Raw genomic sequence first — 23,085 nt, 5'->3', positions numbered from 1 at the left:
AAGACATGAACGACGAAGTGACGATGGACGATTGGGCCTCCGCAATGGCCGAACAGCAAAGTGCCACCGACGCGCCGCCTGAAGGCGAGGCTGCGGCCGCGCCGGCAGAAGCGGCTGGCGGCGCACAGCCGGCCGCCGGGCTGTTCCAGGAGTTTTCGCCCGCGACACAGCAGGCCGCCGGTGGTGCGACCAACCTGGACATGATTCTCGACATCCCGGTCAGCATGACCGTGGAACTGGGGCGGACCAAGATTGCCATCCGCAACCTGCTGCAACTGGCACAGGGCTCGGTGGTGGAGCTCGACGGCCTGGCCGGCGAACCGATGGACGTGCTGGTCAACGGCTGCCTGATCGCCCAGGGCGAAGTCGTGGTGGTGAACGACAAGTTCGGTATCCGCCTGACCGACATCATTACCCCTGCCGAGCGGCTGCGCCGTTTGCAGAAGTAGCACCATGCGCCTGACGCCCGTCGCCGCCGCCGCAACGCTGGCGGCGGTTTCGCTGTCGGCCCGCGCCGCGGCGCCGGCCGCCGCCATGCCCGGCCCGATCGGCGGGCTGGTGCAGGTCGTGCTGGCCCTCGGTCTGGTTCTCGGACTGATTGCTGCACTGGCCTGGCTGGTACGCCGGCTGAACCAGGCGGGACTGTCCGGTGGACGCGCGGTGCGCGTCGTCGGCGGCACGCTGCTTGGCGGGCGCGAACGCGTGGTGGTGGTCGAGGTGTCCGGTCGCTGGCTGGTGCTCGGCGTCACGCCGCAGCACATCAGCCTGCTGAAGGACATGGAACGCCCCGACAACGCCGATACGCCTCCTCCTTCCCTTGCGGACGGCAACTTTGCCGCCCGTCTCAAAACGGCGATCGAACGTCTGCAACGAACGCCTTCCGACCGAAAAGCATGATGGTTTCCCTTTTGTCCTACTGTCGCCGGGCGCTGCTGCCGCTGGCGCTATGGTTGCTTCCGGCAGCGGCGATGGCGGCAGGCGGGCTGCCGCTGATGAATTCCGGCCCGGCGCCGGATGGCGGTACCCAGTACTCGCTGTCGCTGCAGATGCTGCTGTTCCTGACCGGGCTGACCTTCATCCCGGCGCTGCTGCTGATGATGACCGCGTTCACCCGCATCGTGATCGTGCTGTCGCTGCTGCGCCAGGCCATCGGCCTGATGCAGGCGCCGCCTAACCAGGTGGTCATCGGCCTGTCGCTGTTCCTGACCCTGTTCGTCATGGCGCCGACCTTCGACAAGGCCTACAAGGACGCCTGGCTGCCGTTCTCCGAAGACCAGATCAGCATCCTGCAGGCAGCGGAGAAGGGCGCGGAGCCGTTCCGCGAATTCATGCTGCGGCAGACGCGCGAGAAGGACCTGGCCTTTTTCATCGAGATTGCCCGCGAGGACAAGCCGGCCACCCAGGCCGACGTCAGCCTGAAAACGCTGATTCCGGCCTTCGTGGTCAGTGAACTGAAGACGGCGTTCCAGATCGGCTTCATGGTGTTCATCCCGTTCCTGATCATCGACCTGGTCGTGGCCAGCGTGCTGATGGCGATGGGCATGATGATGGTGTCGCCGACCATGATCTCGCTGCCGTTCAAGCTGATGCTGTTCGTGCTGGTCGACGGCTGGACCCTGCTGATCGGCTCGCTGGTGCAGAGCTTCTACATAAAGTGAAGGTGCGGACATGACGCCGGAAATGGTCATCAACCTGGTCCAGAATGCGCTGTTCATCCTGATCATCGTCGCCGCGCCGATGCTGCTGGTCGCGCTCGGCGTCGGCCTGCTGGTCAGCGTGTTCCAGGCCGCGACCCAGATCAACGAAATGACGCTGACCTTCATCCCGAAGCTGCTGGCCATGTTCCTGGTGCTGGTGCTGGCGGGACCGTGGATGCTGCGCACGCTGATCGAATACACCACGCGCCTGCTGGCCAGTATTCCCAACATGATCGGCTGACGTGCTCGAACTGACCGACACCCAGATCGGCCTGCTGCTGTCGACCTATCTGTGGCCGCTGTTCCGCATTACCGGTTTCCTGCTGGCCGACCCGCTGTTCGGCACCAAGCAGGTCCCGCGCCGGATCAAGACCGTGCTGGCGATCTCGCTGACGGTGCTGATTGCACCACTGCTGCCGCCGATGCCGGCGGTGCCGGTCGTCTCGGGCGAGGGCGTGTTCATCATCGTCCAGCAACTGCTGATTGGCGCCGCCATGGGCTTTACCATGCGGCTGGCGATTACCGCCGTCGAGGTGTCCGGTGCCATTATTGCCATGCAGATGGGCCTGGGCTTCGCCATGCAGTTCGATCCGGGCTCTGGCGCCCAGGTGTCGTCGGTCTCGCGGCTGCTGACCCTGTTCACCTATCTGATCCTGCTGGCCATCAACGGTCACCACGTCATGCTCGGCACCCTGGTGGAAAGCTTCACCCTGCTGCCGGTATCGCTGGCACCGCTGCCGGCGATGAGCCTGAAAATGCTGGCCGGCTGGGGCGGCACCATGCTGGCCCTTGGCCTGTGGCTGTCGCTGCCGCTGGTGGCGGCGCTGCTGATCGTCAACCTGTCGGTCGGGGTGATGACGCGCGCCGCGCCGCAGTTCAACATTTTCAGCTTTGGCTTTCCGATGACGCTGACCATCGGCTTCGTCGTGCTGTACCTGTCGATCCCGCTGCTGGGAACGGCGCTGGAACAGGTCTACCTGCAGGCCTTCGTCCTCATGCGTCAACTGCTGCTGCCGCAGACTGGCAGCGCCCCGTGAGGCGGTGCTAGAATCCGTACCAGACCCCGCACCGACGCCTCTGTCGCCGCCGGTGCTCACCGATATCACCCGTCTGAACCCGCCTGCGGCGGGTTTTTTCGATCTTCACGAGGTTACACATGGCCGGTCACAGCAAATGGGCGAACATCCAGCACCGCAAGGGTCGCCAGGACGCCAAGCGCGGCAAGATCTTCACCCGACTCATCAAGGAAATCACCGTTGCCGCCAAGATGGGCGGCGGGGATCCGACGGCCAACCCGCGCCTGCGCCTGGCGGTGGAAAAGGCCAAGGGCGAGTCGATGCCCAAGGACAATATCGAGAACGCGATCAAGCGCGGCACCGGCCAGCTCGATGGCGTGACCTATGAAGAAATCCGCTACGAAGGCTACGGCATCGGTGGCGCTGCCGTCATGGTCGACTGCCTGACCGACAACAAGACCCGCACCGTGGCCGACGTTCGCCATGCGTTCTCGAAGTTCGGCGGCAATATGGGCACCGACGGCTGCGTGGCCTTCCAGTTCACGCATTGTGGCTACCTGGTGTTCGCACCGGGCACCGACGAGGATGCGCTGATGGAGTCCGCGCTGGAAGCCGGCGCCGACGACGTGGTCACCAACGACGACGGCTCGATCGAAGTCATCACGCCGCCGTACGAGTACGCCGACATCAAGGAACGGCTGGAAGCGGCCGGCTACAAGACCGATATCGGTGAAGTGACCATGCGCGCGCAGAACGATACCGAACTGACCGGCGACGACGCCGCGCGCATGCAACGGCTGATCGACGCGCTCGAAGACCTCGACGACGTGCAGGAAGTCTATACCAGCGCTGTCATGGACGAATAAACCCGTCCGCGCAGGAAAAAACGGCGATGCATCGAATGCATCGCCGTTTTTTCTGCCTGTGAAGCGTGGCGGGTGAGGCGGGAATGGCGTGTTCGCGAACCCCGTTGTCAGCCGGGCGTGCACCGACGCTGCGGTTACCCTTGCGCCTTCTCCATTTGCCGCTGTCTGGCCGCAAGAATCACGCCGAGCTTGTCCGCCGGCTGCCAGCCGGCCGGCTTCAGGATCTTGCCGTCGTCGCGGCGAACCATGTGGCCATCGACGCACTTGGCCATATTGGCGGCGTGGATCGCATCGGCCATGGCATCGATCGGCAGCCCCTGGGAAATCATCAGCCCGACCAGCACATTGATTGCGTCGCAGCCCTCGGCGCAGAACTCGGCCTGGGCCGCCGCCAGCGCGTCGGCGTCATTCGGGTCGACCGCGCGATAGTGATCGATCGCCTCGCGCAATTCGGCCAGCTCTTCAGCCAGCATGGTTTCCCACATCGGCAGCTGTTGCGGGCGGAAAACCGGCGACTGCGGCTGCGGTTCGCCGGCGGCGGCCATGAAGGCATGGCGATCGGTGACGAAACGGTCCCGGCTCATGCGCACAGCCCCGCGAAAACGTCGAAGTAGTCAGGGAAGGTCTTGGCCACGCAGCGCGGATCGTTGATGCGCACCGGTACCGCAAAGCTGGCCAGCGAGAAGCACATCGCCATGCGATGGTCGTCGTAAGTGTCGATGGCGGCCTGCGGCGTCAGTTGTGCCGGCGGAGTCACGGCAATGAAATCGTCGCCGGACTCGACCGTGGCGCCCAGCCTGGTCAGCTCGGTGACCATGGCCGCGATGCGGTCGGTCTCCTTGACCCGCCAGCTGGCGATCTGCTCCAGCCGGGTGGTGCCGTCGGCAAACAGCGCGGCCACTGCCAGCGTCATCGCCGCATCCGGAATCGCATTGCAGTCCAGCGTGACCGCCCGCAGCCGGCCACCGGCCGGCGCCCGCGCCTCGATCCAGTCCGGACCCATCTCGATCTGCGCGCCCATCTGCGCCAGCGCGGCAGCGAAGTGGACATCGCCCTGGATGCTGTCGCGACCCACGCCCTCGACCCGGACCGGACCGCCGCCGATGGCGCCGGCGGCCAGGAAGTAACTGGCGCTGGACGCGTCACCTTCGACATGGATCTCGCCGGGGCTCACATAGCAGCTGCCGGCCGGTACGGTAAAGCGGGCGTAACCGTCGCGCACGACCGTGACGCCGAAGCGGGCGATCAGGTTCAGCGTCAGGTCGACATAGGGGCGGGAAATCAGCTCGCCGATCACCTCGACCGTACCGCCGCCCACCAGTGGCAGCGCCATCAGCAGCGCGGACAGGAACTGGCTGGACACATTGCCGTTGACGCGCGTGGTGCCGCCGGCGGCGATGTCGACCGGATGGATGTCCAGCGGCGGGAAGCCGGGCTGGCCGGGATAGTCGATCCGGGCACCGAGTGCGGTCAGCGCGTCGACCAGATCGCCGATCGGGCGCTCATGCATGCGCGGCACGCCGTGCAGGTGGTAATCGCCACCGGTCAGCGCCAGTGCGGCGGTCAGCGGCCGGAAGGCGGTGCCGGCATTGCCGAGGAACAGATCGGCGCGCCGGACCGGAAAGCGGCCGCCGACGCCATGAATCAGGATATCCCGCGTGCCGGACTGCGGCGAAAGCGCGACACCCAGTGTCGTCAACGCGTCGAGCATGCGCTCGGTGTCGTCGGCGGCGAGCACGCCACGGACCAGAGTGTCGCCACTGGCCAGTGCGGCCAGCAGCAGGATGCGGTTGGAGATGCTTTTCGAACCGGGAAGGCATACGGTGCCTTGTGCCCGGTCACGAACGGATAGATCGAGAAATTCCATGCGGGAGAGGGGAACCAAGCGTTGAGTCGGATGCCGAACGCTAGCACACCCGCCCGCCGGCGTGGGAGCGACGACGCCATAGTCATGCCGGCGGATTGTGCAGCGCAATGAAAATGCGCTAGCATTTCATACGTTTGCAGCCGGATGCGTCCGGCTGTTTGTCATTTGCTGCCGGTATCCAACCTTACACATGTCTGCACCTGTCATTACGCTCGATGGTCCGTCCGCCTCCGGCAAAGGCACCGTGGCTGCGATGGTCGCGCTTCGCCTGGGATTCCACTACCTGGATTCCGGTTCGCTTTACCGTCTGGCTGCGCTGTACGCCGTCCGCCACCAGATCCCGCTGGACAACGAGGCCAAGCTGGCGATGGCCGCCGTGCGGCTGCCGATCGCGTTTCGCGACGGCCGGGTCTGGCTCGAGGACATCGATGTCACCGACGAGATCCGCAGCGAGGACATCGGTCTCTGTGCGTCGCGGATCGGCGCCCTGCCGGCGCTGCGCAGCGCGCTGCTGCAGCGCCAGCGCGACTTTCGCCACCCGCCCGGTCTGGTGACCGACGGTCGCGACATGGGCTCGGTCGTGTTTCCCGACGCCACGCTGAAGGTTTTCCTGACCGCCAGTGCCGACGAACGGGGCCGCAGACGCTATAAGCAGTTGATCGGAAAGGGCGCGTCTGCTAATCTCCAGCAGATTCAGCAGGATATTGCCGACCGTGACGAGCGCGATGCCGCCCGCCCGGTGGCACCGCTCCGGCAAGAGCCCGACGCCCGGTTGCTCGACACCACCCGCCTGACCATTGACGCCGCCGTCGATCAGGTCATCGAGTGGTATCGCGCCATCGCGCCGCGGGCATGATTTTTTTCTCCGTACGGGATGGGATCGTGCGGACATCATCAACGTCACCTCGCGGATTCCCATCGTTCGCACCGAGTCTCCATTTCAATGACTAACACTGTTCCCGCCATGGAAAGCTTTGCCGCCCTCTTCGAAGAAAGCCTGTCCCGTCAGGTGATGAAGGCCGGTGAAGTGATCACCGCTGAAGTTGTCCTTATCGATCCGAATTTCGTCACCGTCAACGCCGGCCTCAAGTCCGAGTCGCTGATCCCGGTCGAAGAGTTCAAGAACGACAAGGGCGAACTGGAAGTCAGCATCGGTGATTTCGTTACCGTGGCGCTCGATAGCCTGGAAAACGGCTATGGCGAAACCAAGCTGTCGCGCGACAAGGCCAAGCGCATGGCTGCATGGCTTGAGCTCGAAGAAGCGCTGGAAACCAGCAAGATCCTGTCCGGCGTCATCAGCGGCAAGGTCAAGGGCGGCCTGACCGTCATGGTCAACAGCATCCGCGCCTTCCTGCCGGGTTCCCTGGTCGACGTGCGTCCGGTCAAGGACACCACGCCGTTCGAAGGCAAGCAGATCGAATTCAAGGTCATCAAGCTCGACCGCAAGCGTAACAACGTCGTTGTGTCGCGTCGCGCCGTGCTGGAAGAAACCCTGGGCGAAGAGCGCAAGGCACTGCTGGAAAACCTGAAGGAAGGTGCAGTCGTCAAGGGCATCGTCAAGAACATCACCGACTACGGCGCCTTCGTGGACCTGGGCGGCATTGATGGTCTGCTGCACATCACCGACCTCGCATGGCGTCGTGTGAAGCACCCGAGCGAAGTCCTGGCCGTCGGCGACGAAGTCGAAGCCAAGGTGCTGAAGTTCGATCAAGAGAAGAACCGCGTGTCGCTGGGCCTGAAGCAGCTGGGCGAAGATCCGTGGGTGGGCCTGAGCCGTCGCTACCCGCAAAGCACCCGCCTGTTCGGCAAGGTCACCAACCTGACCGACTACGGCGCCTTCGTCGAAATCGAACAGGGCATCGAAGGCCTGGTCCACGTGTCCGAAATGGACTGGACCAACAAGAACGTGCATCCGTCCAAGGTTGTGTCGCTGGGTGACGAAGTCGAAGTCATGATCCTCGAGATCGACGAAGACCGCCGCCGCATCTCGCTGGGCATGAAGCAGTGCATGCCGAACCCGTGGGATGATTTCTCGGCCAACTACAAGAAGGGTGACAAGATCACCGGCACCATCAAGTCGATCACCGACTTCGGCGTGTTCATCGGCCTGCCGGGCGGCATCGACGGTCTGGTGCACCTGTCCGACCTGTCGTGGAGCGTTGCCGGCGAAGAAGCCATCCGCCAGTTCAAGAAGGGCGACGAAGTCGAAGCGCTGGTCCTGTCGATCGATACCGACAAGGAACGCATCTCGATGGGCATCAAGCAACTCGAAGGCGATCCGTTCGGCAGCTTCGTGTCGATCCACGACAAGAACACGCTGGTCAAGGGCATCATCAAGACCGTTGACGCACGTGGCGCCGTGATCGCGCTGGACGGCGACATCGAAGGTTACCTGCCGGCTTCCGAGCTGTCGCGTGACCGCGTCGAAGATGCCCGTTCGCTGCTGAAGGAAGGCGAAGAGATCGAAGCTCTGGTCATCAACGTCGACCGCAAGAGCCGTTCGCTGAAGCTGTCGATCAAGGCCAAGGATGCGGCTGAAGAGCAGGGTGCGGTCAGCCGCTTCCAGGCTGAAGCCAACGCCAACGCCGGCACCACGAACCTGGGCGCGCTGCTGAAGGCCAAACTGTCCGGCGGCAACGAGTAATCAGGCAGTGCAATGACCAAGTCTGAGCTGATTGCCAGGCTCGCGGAGCGCTATCCTCAGTTGATTGCCAAGGACGCGGAGCTCGCGGTGAAGACCATTCTTGATGCGATGGCAACGTGCCTGTCACGTGGCCAGCGCATCGAGATCCGCGGCTTCGGCAGCTTCGATCTGAACTACCGTCCGCCGCGTACCGGTCGCAATCCCAAGTCGGGGAGCAGTGTTGAAGTGCCGGAGAAATACGTTCCGCACTTCAAGGCCGGCAAGGAGTTGCGCGAACGCGTCGACGCTCGGATTCAGGAAGAAGCGCAAGCCTCGGGCTAACGCGAGTCACGAAACGCCGCAGGGTAACCTGCGGCGTTTTTGCGTCTGCCGTCCGCGCATTGCGGGATTGCGCAGTATTTGTTCATCCGCGGCTGTCATTCCTTAGCGTTTTTCGTCCAACGCGATGCCGGGCCCGCCGACATCGTTTAAACTTCAGCCTCTGTCATGGAGGGTCGCGCAATGCGCTATGTAGGCTGGATAATCAAGTTTCTGGTGTTTGTGCTGCTGCTCACGCTCGCCATGCAGAACAGTGATTCGGTCACGCTGAACCTGTTCATGGGCCATACCTGGCAGGCACCGCTGATCCTGGTGCTGCTGGTTTTCTTCGCCGTCGGCGCCGCCGCCGGCCTGTCTGCCGGTTTCTTCTATTCGCTGAAGCTGCGTCGCGAACTGACGCAACTGAAGAAAGAACTGCGTGCGCGTCAGCAGGCGCCGGGTCAGGTCGTCAACGACCCGAGCGAATCCGTGGCCGAGTAATCGCGCTTCCCGCGCCTGACCGCATCCCGGGCCGTTTCGGCCCGGCGCTTTCCGTCATTCCCGTTTCCTAAGGATCTTCCTCTTGGTGGATTTCGAACTCTGGTGGCTGCTGATCTTCCCGCTGTTCTTCGCGCTGGGCTGGCTGGCCGCGCGCATCGACATGCGGGCCGTGATCGCCGGTGCCCGCAAACTGCCGACCAACTATTTCCGCGGCCTGGCCGCCCTGGTCGATGACGACACCAGCGAAGCCAGCCGCCGGCTGGCTGAAGTGGCCCGACAGGAACCCGGTGCGCTGGATCTGCAGATCGCGCTCGGCAAGCTGTACCGCCGCCGTGGCGAGAACGACCTTGCCATCCGCCTGCACCAGGGCTTGCTGGAAAACCCGGACCTGCCCGAGCCTGCCCATGACCAGATCCGGCTGGAACTGGCCGACGACTTCCAGCGCGCCGGACTGGTCGACCGGGCCGAGGAAATCCTTACCCAGCTGACCGACCGGCCCGCCGTCGCCAGCCTGGCACGCTCGCGGCTGCTGGCCCTGTACCAGCAGGAACGCGACTGGGACCGGGCCATCACGCTGGCGAAGACGCTGCGCAACGACGCGACACAGTTCCAGCGCGAACTGGCCGAATTCCATTGCGAGCTGGCCCAGGCTGCGCTGTTCAAGTCCGATCTGGAACAGGCCCGCAAGGAAGTCGCGGCCGCGTTCGCTGCCAATCGCCGCTGCCCGCGAGCGTATCTGCTCAATGGTGACATCCTGCTGACCGCCGGTGACACCGAAGGCGCGATTACTGCCTGGCAGTCACTGGAAAACCAGCAGCCGGAATACCTGACCCTGGTCGCGGAACGGGTGCTGGGCGCCTATGACGCGCTGGGCCGGACCGCTGACGGCATCAAACTGGTCCGGGGCTGGCTGGAAACCTATCCGCAGCTCGACCTGGCCGATCTGCTGTATCCGCGGGTCGCCCAGCATGGCGGCGAGCGGGAAGGCCTGTCGTTCCTGCGCGATGCCGTGCACGGCTATCCGTCGCTGGCCGGCATTGCCAAACTGATCGACGCCAAATTCGGCTCCATGGACCCGGCCACCCGGCAGGATGCCGAACTGGCCCGCGAAGTGGTGCTGTCACATGCCAAGCGCCTGCGCGTGCATCGTTGCCAGCACTGCAATTTCCGTTCCAAAACCTTTTTCTGGAAGTGCCCGGCCTGCGGGGAGTGGGAAAGCCTGACTCCGAACCGCAGCGAGTCGCTGTCCGTCTGAACGCCGCCCAACCATGAATCCGTTTGCTCCCGCCGCCCCGATCGCGCACAGCGCGTCGCCCGTTATCGTCGCTCTCGACTTCCCGGCCGAGAAAGACCTGCTCGAATTCGTCGCCCGGCTGGAGCCGGGCCTGTGCCGGCTGAAAATCGGCAAGGAAATCTTCACCGCATCCGGTCGCCACCTGGTCGACAAGCTGACCGCGCGCGGCTTCGACGTGTTTCTCGACCTCAAGTACCACGACATCCCGAATACCGTGGCCAGCGCCTGCCGCGTGGCGGCCGATCTCGGGGTGTGGATGGTCGACATGCATGCGTCCGGCGGCCGGCGAATGATGGAGGCCGCACGCGAAGCCGTGGCCAGCCTGTCGCAGCCGCCGCTGCTGATCGGCGTGACCGTGCTGACCAGCATGAGTGATGCCGAACTGGCCGAAATCGGCCTGAACGACGGCGCTGCGGCCCAGGTCGAACGGTTGGCACGGCTGGCGTGCGACAGCGGGCTGGACGGCGTGGTGTGCTCCGCCCTCGAGGCGGCACAACTGAAGGCTGCACTGGGCGAGTCGTTCAGGCTGGTCACGCCGGGCATCCGCCTGGCCGATGCCGTGGCCGATGACCAGCGTCGGGTCATGACCCCGTCCGCCGCGCTGCAGGCCGGCAGCGACTACCTGGTCATCGGCCGGCCGATCACGCGTGCCGCCGATCCGCTGGCGACGCTGGCCGCCATCCATGCCGAACTTGGCCTGGCCTGAACGGAGTCCGTCCGATGAGTGAATTCATTCCCGCGCTGCTGGCGCGCGAACCCGGTCTGATGGCGCGGATGTCCGCCGCCCGCCTGCTGGTGGTCGGTGACGTGATGCTGGACCGCTACTGGTTCGGTGACGTCGAGCGCATCTCGCCGGAAGCGCCGGTACCGGTGGCGCGCATTGCCCGCATGGAAGAGCGCGCCGGTGGCGCGGCCAACGTCGCGCGCAATATCGTCAGCCTCGGTGGCAACGCTACGCTGCTGTCGGTTGTGGGCGAGGACGAGGCGGCCGATGCCCTGGCTGCCCTGCTGGAACGCGATGGCGTGGCGGTGTCGTTCCGGCGCGACGCGCGCATCGCCACTACGGTCAAGCTGCGGGTGATCGCCCGCCAGCAGCAACTGATCCGGCTTGATTTCGAGGATGCGCCCAGCCATGAAGTGCTGGCGGAAAAACTCGACGAGTACAGCCGCCTGATCGCCGACCACGATGTGGTCATCCTGTCCGACTACGGCAAGGGGGGCCTGACCCACGTCACGCGCATGATCGAACTGGCCCGCGCTGCCGGCAAGCCGGTGCTGATCGACCCGAAGGGCGATGAATGGGACAAGTACGCCGGTGCCACGCTGCTGACGCCGAACCGCAGCGAATTCCGTCAGGTGGCGGGACAGTGGCGCGACGAGCATGACCTGGCGGCGCGCGCCGAGCGCATCCGCAGCGATCTGCAGCTCGACGCGCTGCTGGTCACGCGCAGCGAGGACGGCATGAGCCTGTTCCGCGCCGACGGCCCGCTGAATGTGCCGACCGTCGCCCGCGAAGTGTTCGACGTATCCGGCGCCGGGGACACCGTGATCGGCACACTCGGCCTGATGGTCGCCGCCGGGCTGGCGCTGCCCGAGGCGATGCAGGTGGCCAATGTCGCTGCCGGCATCGTGGTCGGCAAGCTGGGCACGGCCGTCGTCCGACGGTCCGAACTGTTCGGTCATTGATCAAACGCGTCGTCGCGATCGTTCGCGGCGCGCCAGAAGGAGCACTCCATGTATACCGTCGTTACCGGTGCCGCAGGCTTTATCGGCGCCAACCTGGTCCACGCACTGAATGCGCGCGGCGAACGCAACATTATCGCGGTCGATGATCTGACCGATGGCCCCAAATTCCGCAATCTGGTCGATTGCGACATCGCCCATTACGTCGACAAGGACCAGTTTATCGAGATGCTGCTCGATGGCGTCTGGGACGGCGAGATCCGCGCGATCCTGCACCAGGGCGCGTGCTCCGACACCATGGAGCACAACGGCAAGTTCATGATGGAGAACAACTACCAGTATTCGGTCAGCCTGCTCGAATACTGCCAGCAGGACGCCATCCCGCTGCTGTACGCGTCCAGTGCGGCGGTGTACGGCGGGGGGCAGGTGTTCCGCGAGGAACGCGGCTTCGAAAGCCCGCTGAATGTCTACGGCTACTCGAAATTCCTGTTCGACCAGGTCGTGCGCAAGCGGATGCAGAACGGGCTGACCGCCCAGGTCGCCGGCTTCCGCTACTTCAACGTCTATGGCCCGCGCGAGCAGCACAAGGGGCGCATGGCTTCGGTGGCCTTCCACCACTTCAACCAGTATCGCGACACGGGCAAGGTGAAGCTGTTCGGCAGCTACGATGGCTATGAAGCCGGCATGCAGAGCCGTGACTTCGTGTCGGTGGAAGACGTGGTCAGGGTCAACCTGCACTTCCTCGATCACCCGGAATCGTCCGGCATCTGGAACCTGGGCACCGGCCGAGCCGAACCGTTCAACAATGTGGCGCTGGCAGCGGTCAACGCCTGCCGCCGCCAGCAGGGTGAGGCAGAAATGACGCTGGAGCAGATGATCGCCGCCGGCATCGTCGAGTACATCGACTTCCCGGACGCCCTGAAGGGCAAGTACCAGAGCTACACCTGCGCCGATATCGGCGCGCTGCGTGCGGCCGGCTACGCTGACGAGTTCCTGACCGTCGCCGATGGCGTGGCCCGCTACGCGGACGCGTTGCGCTGATGGGCGACCGCATCGTTCCGGTCACCGCGTTCGCGCAGAACTGCTCGATCCTGTGGTGCGACGCCACCCGTGAAGCCGCCGTGGTCGACCCCGGCGGTGATGTCGACACGCTGCTGGCCACCATTGACGCGCTGGACGTCAAGGTGACCCGCGTGCTGCTGACCCATGGCCATCTCGACCACGTCGGGGCCGCTGCCGCGCTGGCAACGGCGCTGGACGTGCCGATTCTCGGTCCGCATCGCGCCGACGAGTACTGGCTGACCGGCCTGCCGCAGCAGGCGGAGATGTTCGGCTTCCCGCCGGCCGAGGCGCTGACGCCGGACCGCTGGCTGGACGAGGGCGACCGCATCCGCGTCGGCGAACGCACGCTGGATGTACTGCACTGTCCCGGCCATACCCCCGGCCACGTGGTGTTTGTCGACCGCGAAGCCGCCCGGGCCTGGGTTGGCGACGTGCTGTTCGCCGGCTCGGTTGGCCGTACCGACTTTCCCGGTGGCAATCAGGATGACCTGGTGGCGTCAATTCGCGGCAAGCTGTTCCCGCTCGGCGACGACATCCGCTTCGTTCCCGGCCATGGCCCGGAGTCGACCTTCGGCGACGAGCGCCGGCACAATCCGTTTGTGGCCGACAAGCGCTTCGGCTGAAGCCGGCATGAAAGACAAACAGGCCACCGGGTAAACCGGTGGCCTGTTTTCATTCTGACGCGAGGCGCGGCAAAGCGGGGTGGCCCCGCTGCGACTAGATGCCGACCACCAGCGTGACCCGGTTGCCCGGTTGCAGGCGGGCGAGCTTGCGCTCGTCGTTCCAGCGGCGCAGGTCCTGATGATCAAGACCGAACTTGCGGGCGATGCTGTACAGCGTATCGCCACGCTGGACCACGTACTGGTATTGCTGGGTGCGCGGGGCGGCGGCGCTGCTGGCCGCGACCGTGATCAGGTCACTGCTGCTGCCGGCGGCGACCTGCAGCGTCTGTCCGAGCTGCAGCGCATTGCCGTTCAGCTGGTTCAGATCGCGCAGCTGGGCGACGCTCATGTTGTAGCGTTTGGCCAGGCTATACAGCGTATCGCCGCTGCTGACCGTATGCCGTGATGAAGTCGCGACAGCGACTGTCTGCTGCGGGCGGGCCGGTTCAGTCCGGGCCACGGTATCGACGGCCGGGCTGATCGACGCGATTTCGCTGATCGCATCCTCGGCCGAAGCGGCTGTGGCGACGACCGGAGACGGCACGACCTCGATATCGGCGAACGGACGCGGCGAGGCCACGGTATCGACGGCCGGCGGCAGGTCGGTGGTCACGGCGCTGCTGCTTCTGCTGCTGGCCGCCGGGCGGGTATCGGCGCTGGCGACCATCACGGCGGGCCTGGCGACCGGCGCGGCCGCCATGACCGGGGCCTTGTCGGCCACGACCGGCGCACGGGCAACGGTCACCACCGGGCGGGCCGGGCTGTCGCTGACCGGACGGGCGGCGACGGTGCGCGGGGCCTCGGCCTGGTCGTCGCGATCGGCGGCGGCAATCAGGGCCGGTGCCGCGCTGCTGCCGCGCTGGGCCACCAGCAGCGGCTGGCCGGCCTGCAGCCGGCCACCCAGCGCGCCATTGACCGAGCGCAGCTCGGCCACGGTCATGTTGTAGCGTTCGGCCACCACGTCAGGCGTGTCGCCATCCTGGGCGACCACGGCCTGCCACTGCGACAGCGGCTTGTCCCAGCTGGCCAGGTTCTTCTCGAAGCGGTCGAAGTGGTCGACCGGAATCAGCAACTGGCGGCCGTTCTTGTAGGCGAGCAGCGGGCGCTTGTAGCCGGGGTTCAGCGTTTTCAGCTCGGCTTCCGGCACATTGGCGAGTTTGGCCGCCACGTCGATGTCGATATGCTTGCCGGTGCTGACGGCGACGAAGTACGGACGGTTCGGGAATTTGTTCAGCGCGACGTTGTAGCGCTTCGGGTCGGACAGCACATTGCGCACGGCAATCAGCTTCGGCACATAGTTGCGCGTCTCGGCCGGCATGCGGATGTGCTCGAAGTCGTCCGGCAGGCCCTGGGCGCGGTTGCGTTCCTGGGCGCGACTGACATTGCCCTCGCCCCAGTTGTAGGCCGCCAGCGCCAGCGACCAGTCGCCGAACAGGCCGTGCAGGTATTCGAGATAGTTCAGCGCTGCCTGGGTGGCACCGACCACGTCACGGCGACCGTCGTACCACCAGGTCTGCTCAAGGCCGTAATGACGGCCGGTGGCCGGCATGAACTGCCACAGGCCGGCTGCGCCGACCGGCGATTCCGCCTGCGGGACGAAGGCGCTTTCGACCACCGGCAGCAGGGCCAGCTCGGTCGGCATGCCGCGCTTTTCGACTTCGTTGATGATATGGAACAGGTATTTGTGACTGCGGCCCAGCGTGCGTTCGATGCCGGCCGGATTGGCGGCGTACTGGCGTTCGAAACGGCGGACCAGATCGGCGTTGACTTCATCCATCTGGAAGCCTTCGCGGATGCGCTGCCAGACATCGTCGCCATTGCGCAGCAGGATGTTGTTCTGCTGCATCATCGCCTGCCCGGAGGAATAGGACAGGTTGTCGAACTCCGCGTGTGCCTGGCCGGCAAGGCCGCCTGCGAACGCCAGCGACAATGCCAGCTTCAGTGTGTGTTTCATCGTGCCCGGCCCGATGTGAAGGGCACCTTCAAAAGCCGGCCGCACGGTGCGCGCGTCGGTTTTTGGAGGTCCCCTGTAAAGGATTGATACAAAATTAGCGGGAATCGTATGCGCTCGCCGGAAGGATCGTCAACAGGAAATGTCAATAGTTTCAGCGGGTTTGTCCCGATTTGAACTGTTGGCGGTTGAATTTACGCAATTCATTCCGCCGGAATATCCGCCGGACGGTCATTTCATGCCGTGGGCGTGGCGGGCGAAACCGGGGCTATCCGGCCTGGAACCGGTCTTTCCAGCGCCGCAGCGTGGTGAAGGTCGCCAGCCCGTCATCGGTCGCCGGCTCGCCGGTCTGACGCGCGGCGGCGGCCTGCACTGACGGCACGCGGACGCGCAGGAACGGATTGGTGTCGCGTTCCTGCGCCAGCGTCGAGGGCAGGGTCGGCAGGCCGGCATCGCGGCTGGCCTGGTCGCGGCGGAGACGGGCATGCAGTGCCGGGTTGTCCGGCTCGACCGCCAGTGCGAAACGCAGGTTGTCCAGCGTGTATTCATGGGCACAGGCGATGCGGGTGTCATCAGGCAGTGCGGCCAGCCGCGTCAGCGACGCCAGCATCTGCGCCGGCGTGCCCTCGAACAGCCGGCCGCAGCCGGCGGCGAACAGCGTGTCGCCACAGAACAGCCAGCCTGCGCCGGCATAGGCCAGGTGATCGAGCGTGTGGCCGGGCACTGCCAGTACGTCCAGGCTGAGCCCGAGCGCGGCCAGTTCCACCCGGTCGCCGTCCGCCAGCGGGTGGGTGACGCCGGCCACGCCGGCCGGCCCGCAGACCGTCAGGGCGGGGAATCTCGCCTGCAGCGCCGGCAATCCGCCAACATGATCGGCGTGATGATGGGTGATCAGTACCGCGTCCAGCACCAGCCCGGCGCCGGCAAGATGGTCGAGCAACGGCGCGGCATCGCCGGGGTCGACTGCGACTGCGGTCTGGGCGCGGTGCAGAACCCAGATATAATTGCTGCTGAAGGCGGGAACCGGAGTGACGTCGACCATGACGAGCCCTTTGCTACAAGGAGTGGGCGGATGCCCGGATTGAAAGAGTGGCTGGCGTCGCCGCTGGGCCAGTATGTGATGGCGCGCGAACAGGCCTATTTTGACCAGGCGGTTGCGGATGCCTTTGGCTATCGTGCGATCCAGATCGGCTTTGCCGACCAGCCGTTCCTGCGCGACAACCGGATTCCATGGCAGCGCGTGGTCGGCCTGCGGCCCGATGCCGACATTGTCGCCGATCCGGCACAGCTGCCGTTCGCCGCACAGAGTCTCGACCTGGTCCTGATGCCGCATACCCTCGATTTTACGTCGCATCCGCACGAGGTGCTCAGGGAGGTCGAGCGGGTGCTGGTGCCGGAAGGGCGTTTGTTGCTGACCGGCTTCAACCCGGTCTCGCTGTTTGGCGTGCGTCGGGTACTGACCCGCGCGCCGTCGCCGTGGAACGGCAACTTCCTGAGCCTCGGCCGGCTGAAGGACTGGCTCGAGCTGCTGAATTTCGATATCGCCGGCGGCGCCTTCCTGTGCTACGCGCCGCCGCTGGCCTCCGACAAGTGGCGGGGCCGCTTCGCCTTCATGGAAGATGCCGGCGATCGCTGGTGGCCGGTCGCCAGCGGCGTCTATGCGCTGGAGGCGGTCAAGCGCGTGCGCGGCATGCGCCTGATCATGCCGCGCTGGAAAGTGCTGGCCCAGCCACTGATTGCCGTCACCCGCGCCAAGCGCCCGGCCATGACCCCGAATGAAATGCTGAAAGACGACATTGCAGACTGAACCAGAACATATCGACATCTATACCGACGGCGCCTGCAAGGGCAATCCCGGCCCCGGCGGCTGGGGCGCGCTGCTGATCTATCGCGGCCAGGAGAAGGAACTGTTCGGCGGCGAGCCGATGACCACCAACAACCGCATGGAAATGATGGCGGTCATCGAAGCGCTGAAATGCCTGAAGCGGCCGTGCCGCATCGTGCTGTACACCGATTCGCAGTACGTGCAGAAGGGCATCAGCGAGTGGATCAAGGGCTGGAAGGCGCGCGGCTGGAAGACCGCCAGCAAGGAACCGGTCAAGAATGCCGACCTGTGGCAGCAACTGGATGCCGCCCGGCAGCCGCACGACATCGACTGGCGCTGGGTCAAGGGCCACGCCGGCCACGAATTCAATGAACGCGCCGACCAGCTGGCCAATCGCGGCGTCAGCGAACGCTCGCGCTGATGGCCGGACCGGCGCACAGGACCCCCATGCGACAAATCATCCTCGACACCGAAACCACCGGCCTCGATCCGCGCGAACACCGCCTGATCGAAGTGGCCGGGCTGGAAATGGTCAACCGCAAGCTGACCGGCAGGCACTGCCACTTCTATATCCACCCGCAGCGCGACATCGATCCGGATGCGCAGCGCGTGCACGGCATCAGCCTCGACATGCTCGAAGGCAAGCCGGTGTTCAAGCAGGTGGCCGGCGAGATTGCCGACTTCCTGCGTGATGCCGAACTGATCATCCACAACGCGGCGTTCGACATCGGCTTTCTCGATGCCGAGTTCGAGCGGGTGCGGCTGCCGAAGACCCGCAGCGTGGCCGGTGGTGTGATCGACACCCTGGCGATGGCGCGCGAGGTCTTTCCCGGCAAGCGCAACAACCTCGATGCCCTGTGCGACCGCTTCGAGATCGACCGCAGCAACCGGACCCTGCACGGCGCGCTGATCGACTGCGAGCTGCTGGCCGAAGTCTATCTGGCGCTGACCCGTGGTCAGGAAAGCCTGGAAATGGCGATCGAGACCGACAGTGACAGCAGCAACGACCTGTCGCTCGGCGCGCGCAAGCCGCTGATCGTGCAGCGCGCCAGCGCGGCCGAGCAGGCCGGGCATGAGGCGATGCTGGCGCGGCTGGACAAGAAGGCCGGCGGCGCCTGCGTATGGCGCGACTACGAGCCGCTGGACGCGCCGGCCGGCGCCGACGCGTCGTGAGCCGCATTGCCCTGGTGCCGGCCGCCGGCGGCGGCAGCCGCATGGGCGCCGGGCGGCCGAAGCAGTATCTGGAACTGGCCGGCCGGCCGCTGCTGGCGCACACGCTGGCACGCCTGCTGGCCGAGCCGCGCCTCGACCGCATCGTCCTGGTCCTGGCGGCGGATGACGGCTGGTTCGATACCTTCGCCTGGCCGGAAGATCGCCGGCTGGCCGTGCTCCGCGTCGGTGGCCCGTCGCGCGCCGAAAGCGTGCGCAACGGACTGGCGGTGCTGGCGGCGGACGCCGGCGACTGGGTGCTGGTCCACGATGCCGCCCGCTGCTGTCTGCCGGCCGCCGCGCTGGCACGGCTGATCGACACGCTGGACGACGACGAGGTCGGCGGCCTGCTGGCGGTGCCGGTGGCCGACACGCTGAAACGGGCTGACGGCGGGCTGCGCGTTGCCGCCACCGTGGCGCGCGATGGCCTGTGGCAGGCGCAGACGCCGCAGATGTTCCGCGCCGGCCTGCTGGCACGGGCGCTGGGCGGTGAGCTGGATGCCGGTGTGACCGACGAGGCCAGTGCCGTCGAACGGCTGGGACTGTCGCCGCGGCTGGTCGAAGGGGATACCATGAATCTGAAAGTGACCTGGCCGCATGATCTGCCGCTGGCGCGCGCCATCCTGGCCGCGGAGCGGGGCGGGCGGGTCGAATGACGGGAGAAACGCGATGACAATACCTTTCCGCATCGGACAGGGCTGGGATGTCCACCGGCTGGTCGAAGGCCGCAAGCTGATTCTCGGCGGCGTGATCATTCCGCATGACCGGGGCCTTGATGGTCATTCCGATGCCGACGCGTTGTGTCATGCCGTGACCGACGCGCTGTTCGGCGCGGCCGGGCTTGGCGATATTGGCCGCCATTTCCCCGATACTGACCTAGATTTCAAGGGAGCGGACAGTCGGGTGCTGCTGCGCGAAGCGGTTCAGCGGGTGCGGGCGGCCGGTTTCGACGTGGTCAACATCGACTGCACCGTGATTGCCCAGGCACCGAAGCTGGCCCCGTACGTGAACCGCATGCGCGCGAACCTGGCGGCCGACCTTGGCGTCCCGCCCGACAATGTGAACGTCAAGGCCAAGACCAGCGAGCGGCTTGGCCATCTGGGACGTGAAGAGGGCATCGCCGCCGAGGCGGTATGCCTGCTGTCGCACCGTAGCGGCAAGTAACTGCACGGTCCGGCCCGCCCGCTGCGATCCGGTGGGCCGTTGGCGCCCGGCTATGGGATAATCCTGCTATCTGCAACGGAGACGTCAGCATGAAAACCCAAGACCAAATGAAGATGGCTGCGGCCAAGAAGGCAGTGCAGTACATTCCGGACAACGCCATCATCGGCGTCGGCACCGGTTCCACCGTCAATTTCCTGATCGACGAGCTGGCCACAATCAGGGACCGCATCGACGGTGCCGTATCCAGTTCCGAGGCGACCACCGCCCGGCTGAAGGCGATCGGCATCCCGGTCTACGAACTGAACTCGGTTGGCGACCTCGAGGTGTATATCGATGGCGCCGACGAAATCAACCATCACCTGCACATGATCAAGGGCGGTGGCGGTGCGCTGACGCGCGAGAAGATCGTTGCCGCCGCATCCAGACAGCTGGTCTGCATCGCCGATGAGGCCAAGCTGGTACAGAAGCTCGGCGCATTCCCGCTGCCGGTGGAAGTCCTGCCGATGGCGCGCAGCCTGGTCGCACGCAAGCTGGTCAAGCTGGGCGGTCATCCGGAATGGCGGCAGGACTACGTGACCGACAACGGCAACATCATCCTCGACGTGCACGGGCTGAACATCATGGCGCCGGTGGAGATGGAAGAAACCATCAACCACATTCCGGGCGTGATCTGCTGCGGCCTGTTTGCCCGCCGTCATGCCGACGTGCTGCTGCTCGGCCGTGCCGATGGCACGGTACAGGTTCTCGAGTAAGCGCCGATATCATGTCGCTGGACCGGGCCGGGGCAGTGTCTGCATGACCTGCGCCGGCCCGGTCCGTTACAACGGCCTGTCATACCGATGTCACGGCAGGGCAATACACTCGTCTGCTGACGCTGGGCAAACCGAAGAGCGCGATAATGCCAAAAGAACATATATCCAAGCAGTTCGACATGGAACTCGAAACCATCCGCACCCGCGTGCTGCAGATGGGGGGACTGGTCGAACAACAGATCAGCAGTGCCATGCAGGCGCTGATTGACGGTGACATCGAGACACTGGGCCGCGTCGTCGCCGACGACGTGCATGTGAATGCGATGGAGGTGGGGATCGACGAGGAGTGTCAGCACATCATCGCCCGTCGCCAGCCGGCGGCCAGCGACTTGCGCATGGTCATCACCGTGATCAAGACCATTACCGATCTTGAGCGCATCGGTGACGAGGCGCAGAAGATCGCGCGCGTCGGCAAGAAAATGCTGGAAGACGAGCGGGTCCAGGTGCCGCGCCTGCGCGAAATCGAGAAGATGGCCAATGTCGCGCTGGTGATGCTGCGCCGCGTGCTGGATGCCTTTGCCCGTCTCGACGTCTACGGCGCGCTGGACGTGGCCCGCCAGGACCGTCAGCTCGACGAGGACTTCAGCGCCAGCCTGCGCCAGCTGATCACCTTCATGATGGAAGACCCGCGCACCATCACCATGTCGCTGGACACCATCTTTATCGCCAAGGCGATCGAGCGCATCGGTGACCATGCCAAGAACATCTCCGAATACGTGGTGTACCTGGTCAAGGGCAAGGACATCCGTCACACCTCGCTCGAGGACGTCGAGCGCGAAGGTCTGTAGGCCTTTCCCGGTGGCAACCGGTAGCGGCTTGCTGCCGGTTCCCGCCAGCTGTGTGACAATAGCGCGGCCAGGGTCGGGCCATCCGGTCCGCCCCTGCCCGTGTTGCCCGGTGTCGCCGGCAGACCCCCTGCGGCGCACCGTGTCGCTTTCCTTCCTTTCCCTGCCAGCGCCGCCCAGATGACCGCATCGTTTGACACCCTCGCCGCCGTCGATCTCGGCTCGAACAGTTTTCGCCTGCAAATCGTCCGCGTGATGGACGGCATGCTGTACCCGCTGGACTCGCTGAAGGACACCGTCCGCCTTGGTGGCGCGCTGCTGCCTTCCGGCGAACTCGACCAGGACATCGCCGACCGTGCGCTGGCCTGTCTGGCCCGCTTTGGCGAACGCCTGCGCGGTTTCCACCCTGACCGGGTGCGCGTGGTCGGCACCAATACCCTGCGCGTTGCCAGGGATGCCGCCTTGTTCATCGCCAGGGCGGAACGGCTGCTCGGCTTTCCGATCGAAATCATCGCCGGCCGCGAAGAAGCGCGCCTGATTTATCTCGGTGCGGCGCACAGCCTGCCGGCCAGCCAGGAAAAGCGGCTGGTGGTCGATATCGGTGGCGGCTCGACCGAGTTCATTGTCGGCCAGGGCATGCGGTCGCTGAAGACCGAAAGCCTGAACCTTGGCTGTGTCAGCTACAGCCTGCGCTTCTTCCCCGACGGTCGTCTGACCCGGCACAACTTCAAGGATGCGGTGGTGGCCGCGCGCGACCAGATCCAGCGCATCGCCGCCGAATTCGGCCCCGACCAGTGGCAGCTCGCCATCGGCACTTCCGGCACTGCGCGTTCGCTGCGCGACATCCTCGAACAGTCCGATTTCTCCAGCGAAGGCATCACCCTGGACGGCATGGAAAAGCTGCGCGCCGAACTGATCCGCGCCGGCAGCCTGAAAGCCGCCCACCTGAACGGCCTGCGCGGCGATCGCGCCCCGGTCCTGCCGGGGGGGCTGTCGATCATGCTGGCAGTATTCGAGGAACTCGGTATCCAGCGCATGGACGTTACGCTCGGCGCCCTGCGCGACGGCGTGCTGTACGACCTGCTCGGTCGCCAGGACGAGCGCGACCCGCGTGCCGACAGCGTGGCGCAGATGATGCGCCGCTACCATGTCGACACCGTGCAGGCCACGCGCGTGGCCCGGGTGGCCCATCACGTGCTGGCCGGGCTGTCGGCCGGGCAGGAGGCGGCGCCGGACTGGAAACGCGAACTGGGCTGGGCGGCGGCGCTGCACGAGATCGGGCTCGATATCTCGCACACCGGTTACCACAAGCATTCGGCATATATCGTCGAGAATGCCGACATGCCCGGCTTTTCCCGCCAGGAGCAGAAGGTGCTGGCGACGCTGATCCTGGCCCATCGCGGCTCGCTCGGCAAACTGCTGTCGCAGGTCACCGACGACAGCCTGTGGCCGGTGATCGTGTCGCTGCGGCTGGCGGCCCTGTTCTCGCGCAGCCGTCGCGACCTGACGCTGCCGGAGAACCTGCACTTCAGCACCGTCGCGCCACGCCAGTTCCGGGTGGTTCTGGACGCCGACTGGCTGGACAGCCATCCGATGACGGCCAGCGCACTGCGCGAGGAAGCCAGCGGCTGGAAGGACATCGGTTTCCAGCTGACCGTGCGCGGGCAGGACGATCGCAAACTGCTGGCCTGAGCATTTCCGGGCTGGCGCCGGCGCGTGGTCCGTGGCAGGGTGGCAGGCTGACGTTCCG

The 23,085-nt window shown here is 65.5% G+C and carries 27 protein-coding genes; 23 read left to right on the top strand and 4 right to left on the bottom strand.

The features are described from left to right. Positions 1-5: 5 nt before the first annotated feature. The 6 genes from fliN to DFO50_RS05035 all read left to right on the top strand — a co-directional run bounded on the left by fliN (position 6) and on the right by DFO50_RS05035 (position 3,579). Positions 6-449: a flagellar motor switch protein FliN gene (gene fliN / locus DFO50_RS05060; RefSeq protein ID WP_028497674.1), complete on the top strand. Its 444-nt coding sequence runs from the start codon at positions 6-8 to the stop codon at positions 447-449. Positions 450-453: 4 nt separating this feature from the next. Then, positions 454-897 carry a flagellar biosynthetic protein FliO gene (gene fliO, locus DFO50_RS05055; RefSeq protein ID WP_051528587.1) on the top strand — a complete coding sequence of 148 codons (444 nt, stop codon included), beginning with the start codon at positions 454-456 and terminating at the stop codon, positions 895-897. Further along, complete coding sequence (gene fliP, locus DFO50_RS05050) at positions 897-1,658, top strand: flagellar type III secretion system pore protein FliP (RefSeq protein ID WP_051528588.1); 762 nt, start codon at positions 897-899, stop codon at positions 1,656-1,658. The genes fliO and fliP overlap by 1 nt, the downstream gene beginning before the upstream one ends. A 10-nt stretch (positions 1,659-1,668) precedes the next feature. Continuing rightward, positions 1,669-1,938 carry a flagellar biosynthesis protein FliQ gene (gene fliQ, locus DFO50_RS05045; protein ID WP_028497676.1) on the top strand — a complete coding sequence of 90 codons (270 nt, stop codon included), beginning with the start codon at positions 1,669-1,671 and terminating at the stop codon, positions 1,936-1,938. Position 1,939: 1 nt separating this feature from the next. Beyond that, positions 1,940-2,734 carry a flagellar biosynthetic protein FliR gene (gene fliR / locus DFO50_RS05040; protein WP_028497677.1) on the top strand — a complete coding sequence of 265 codons (795 nt, stop codon included), beginning with the start codon at positions 1,940-1,942 and terminating at the stop codon, positions 2,732-2,734. 119 nt (positions 2,735-2,853) lie between these two features. Continuing rightward, positions 2,854-3,579 (top strand): YebC/PmpR family DNA-binding transcriptional regulator, encoded by a 726-nt coding sequence (locus DFO50_RS05035; protein ID WP_028497678.1) that lies wholly within the window; start codon positions 2,854-2,856, stop codon positions 3,577-3,579. 134 nt (positions 3,580-3,713) lie between these two features. On the opposite strand, the gene DFO50_RS05030 is transcribed toward DFO50_RS05035, so the two are convergent. Together DFO50_RS05030 and aroA are read right to left on the bottom strand one after the other, a co-directional pair. Further along, positions 3,714-4,163 (bottom strand): nucleoside triphosphate pyrophosphohydrolase family protein, encoded by a 450-nt coding sequence (locus tag DFO50_RS05030; protein ID WP_051528589.1) that lies wholly within the window; start codon positions 4,161-4,163, stop codon positions 3,714-3,716. Next, a complete protein-coding gene (gene aroA / locus DFO50_RS05025; RefSeq protein ID WP_107889407.1) occupies positions 4,160-5,446 on the bottom strand; it encodes a 3-phosphoshikimate 1-carboxyvinyltransferase in 1,287 nt (428 codons plus the stop codon). Before aroA ends, DFO50_RS05030 begins: the two co-directional genes overlap by 4 nt. Positions 5,447-5,636: 190 nt before the next feature. Here aroA and cmk point away from each other — a divergent pair, with 190 nt between their 5' ends. The 9 genes from cmk to DFO50_RS04980 all read left to right on the top strand — a co-directional run bounded on the left by cmk (position 5,637) and on the right by DFO50_RS04980 (position 13,550). Beyond that, entirely contained in the window at positions 5,637-6,302 is a 666-nt protein-coding gene (gene cmk, locus DFO50_RS05020) for a (d)CMP kinase (RefSeq protein ID WP_028497681.1), read from the top strand. An 18-nt stretch (positions 6,303-6,320) separates the two neighbouring features. Further along, positions 6,321-8,090 (top strand): 30S ribosomal protein S1, encoded by a 1,770-nt coding sequence (gene rpsA / locus DFO50_RS05015; RefSeq protein ID WP_084299696.1) that lies wholly within the window; start codon positions 6,321-6,323, stop codon positions 8,088-8,090. A 12-nt stretch (positions 8,091-8,102) separates the two neighbouring features. Then, a complete protein-coding gene (locus DFO50_RS05010; RefSeq protein WP_028497683.1) occupies positions 8,103-8,411 on the top strand; it encodes an integration host factor subunit beta in 309 nt (102 codons plus the stop codon). 180 nt (positions 8,412-8,591) lie between these two features. Continuing rightward, positions 8,592-8,888 carry a lipopolysaccharide assembly LapA domain-containing protein gene (locus DFO50_RS05005; RefSeq protein WP_028497684.1) on the top strand — a complete coding sequence of 99 codons (297 nt, stop codon included), beginning with the start codon at positions 8,592-8,594 and terminating at the stop codon, positions 8,886-8,888. A gap of 85 nt (positions 8,889-8,973) precedes the next feature. Continuing rightward, positions 8,974-10,143 (top strand): lipopolysaccharide assembly protein LapB, encoded by a 1,170-nt coding sequence (lapB, locus tag DFO50_RS05000; protein WP_028497685.1) that lies wholly within the window; start codon positions 8,974-8,976, stop codon positions 10,141-10,143. A gap of 13 nt (positions 10,144-10,156) precedes the next feature. After that, on the top strand, positions 10,157-10,888 hold the full coding sequence (gene pyrF / locus DFO50_RS04995) for an orotidine-5'-phosphate decarboxylase (protein WP_051528591.1): 732 nt from the start codon (positions 10,157-10,159) through the stop codon (positions 10,886-10,888). A gap of 14 nt (positions 10,889-10,902) precedes the next feature. After that, positions 10,903-11,868 carry a D-glycero-beta-D-manno-heptose-7-phosphate kinase gene (gene rfaE1, locus DFO50_RS04990; protein ID WP_051528592.1) on the top strand — a complete coding sequence of 322 codons (966 nt, stop codon included), beginning with the start codon at positions 10,903-10,905 and terminating at the stop codon, positions 11,866-11,868. Between the two features lie 48 nt (positions 11,869-11,916). Next, a complete protein-coding gene (gene rfaD, locus DFO50_RS04985; RefSeq protein WP_028497687.1) occupies positions 11,917-12,906 on the top strand; it encodes an ADP-glyceromanno-heptose 6-epimerase in 990 nt (329 codons plus the stop codon). Beyond that, the gene (locus tag DFO50_RS04980) at positions 12,906-13,550 is read left to right on the top strand and encodes an MBL fold metallo-hydrolase (RefSeq protein ID WP_084299701.1); all 645 of its coding nucleotides are present in this window, start codon (positions 12,906-12,908) and stop codon (positions 13,548-13,550) included. Before rfaD ends, DFO50_RS04980 begins: the two co-directional genes overlap by 1 nt. Positions 13,551-13,644: 94 nt before the next feature. Here the strand turns inward: DFO50_RS04980 and DFO50_RS04975 are convergent, their stop codons facing one another. Next, positions 13,645-15,543: a LysM peptidoglycan-binding domain-containing protein gene (locus DFO50_RS04975; protein ID WP_112692149.1), complete on the bottom strand. Its 1,899-nt coding sequence runs from the start codon at positions 15,541-15,543 to the stop codon at positions 13,645-13,647. 265 nt (positions 15,544-15,808) lie between these two features. Beyond that, the gene (gloB, locus tag DFO50_RS04970; protein WP_112692148.1) at positions 15,809-16,582 is read right to left on the bottom strand and encodes a hydroxyacylglutathione hydrolase; all 774 of its coding nucleotides are present in this window, start codon (positions 16,580-16,582) and stop codon (positions 15,809-15,811) included. Between the two features lie 30 nt (positions 16,583-16,612). On the opposite strand from gloB, the gene DFO50_RS04965 reads away from it, so the two are divergent. The 8 genes from DFO50_RS04965 to DFO50_RS04930 all read left to right on the top strand — a co-directional run bounded on the left by DFO50_RS04965 (position 16,613) and on the right by DFO50_RS04930 (position 23,027). Continuing rightward, positions 16,613-17,347, top strand: a complete 735-nt coding sequence (locus DFO50_RS04965) for a class I SAM-dependent methyltransferase (RefSeq protein ID WP_107889410.1) — start codon at positions 16,613-16,615, stop codon at positions 17,345-17,347. Continuing rightward, on the top strand, positions 17,337-17,786 hold the full coding sequence (gene rnhA / locus DFO50_RS04960; RefSeq protein ID WP_112692147.1) for a ribonuclease HI: 450 nt from the start codon (positions 17,337-17,339) through the stop codon (positions 17,784-17,786). The genes DFO50_RS04965 and rnhA overlap by 11 nt, the downstream gene beginning before the upstream one ends. A gap of 26 nt (positions 17,787-17,812) precedes the next feature. Beyond that, entirely contained in the window at positions 17,813-18,538 is a 726-nt protein-coding gene (gene dnaQ, locus DFO50_RS04955) for a DNA polymerase III subunit epsilon (RefSeq protein ID WP_028497693.1), read from the top strand. Further along, a complete protein-coding gene (gene ispD, locus DFO50_RS04950) occupies positions 18,535-19,230 on the top strand; it encodes a 2-C-methyl-D-erythritol 4-phosphate cytidylyltransferase (RefSeq protein WP_028497694.1) in 696 nt (231 codons plus the stop codon). The genes dnaQ and ispD overlap by 4 nt, the downstream gene beginning before the upstream one ends. Positions 19,231-19,243: 13 nt before the next feature. Next, a complete protein-coding gene (ispF, locus tag DFO50_RS04945) occupies positions 19,244-19,738 on the top strand; it encodes a 2-C-methyl-D-erythritol 2,4-cyclodiphosphate synthase (protein ID WP_036384690.1) in 495 nt (164 codons plus the stop codon). An 89-nt stretch (positions 19,739-19,827) separates the two neighbouring features. After that, complete coding sequence (gene rpiA, locus DFO50_RS04940) at positions 19,828-20,490, top strand: ribose-5-phosphate isomerase RpiA (RefSeq protein ID WP_028497696.1); 663 nt, start codon at positions 19,828-19,830, stop codon at positions 20,488-20,490. A 146-nt stretch (positions 20,491-20,636) separates the two neighbouring features. Further along, positions 20,637-21,338 carry a phosphate signaling complex protein PhoU gene (gene phoU, locus DFO50_RS04935; protein ID WP_028497697.1) on the top strand — a complete coding sequence of 234 codons (702 nt, stop codon included), beginning with the start codon at positions 20,637-20,639 and terminating at the stop codon, positions 21,336-21,338. 177 nt (positions 21,339-21,515) lie between these two features. After that, positions 21,516-23,027: a Ppx/GppA phosphatase family protein gene (locus tag DFO50_RS04930; protein WP_112692146.1), complete on the top strand. Its 1,512-nt coding sequence runs from the start codon at positions 21,516-21,518 to the stop codon at positions 23,025-23,027. Positions 23,028-23,085: the final 58 nt, after the last annotated feature.

This window comes from Microvirgula sp. AG722 (assembly GCF_003269145.1).
GTDB classification, from domain to species: Bacteria; Pseudomonadota; Gammaproteobacteria; order Burkholderiales; family Aquaspirillaceae; genus Microvirgula; species Microvirgula aerodenitrificans.
The sequence above is the reverse complement of the archived record's forward strand: the minus strand, read 5'-3'. Positions and strand labels throughout refer to the sequence as shown.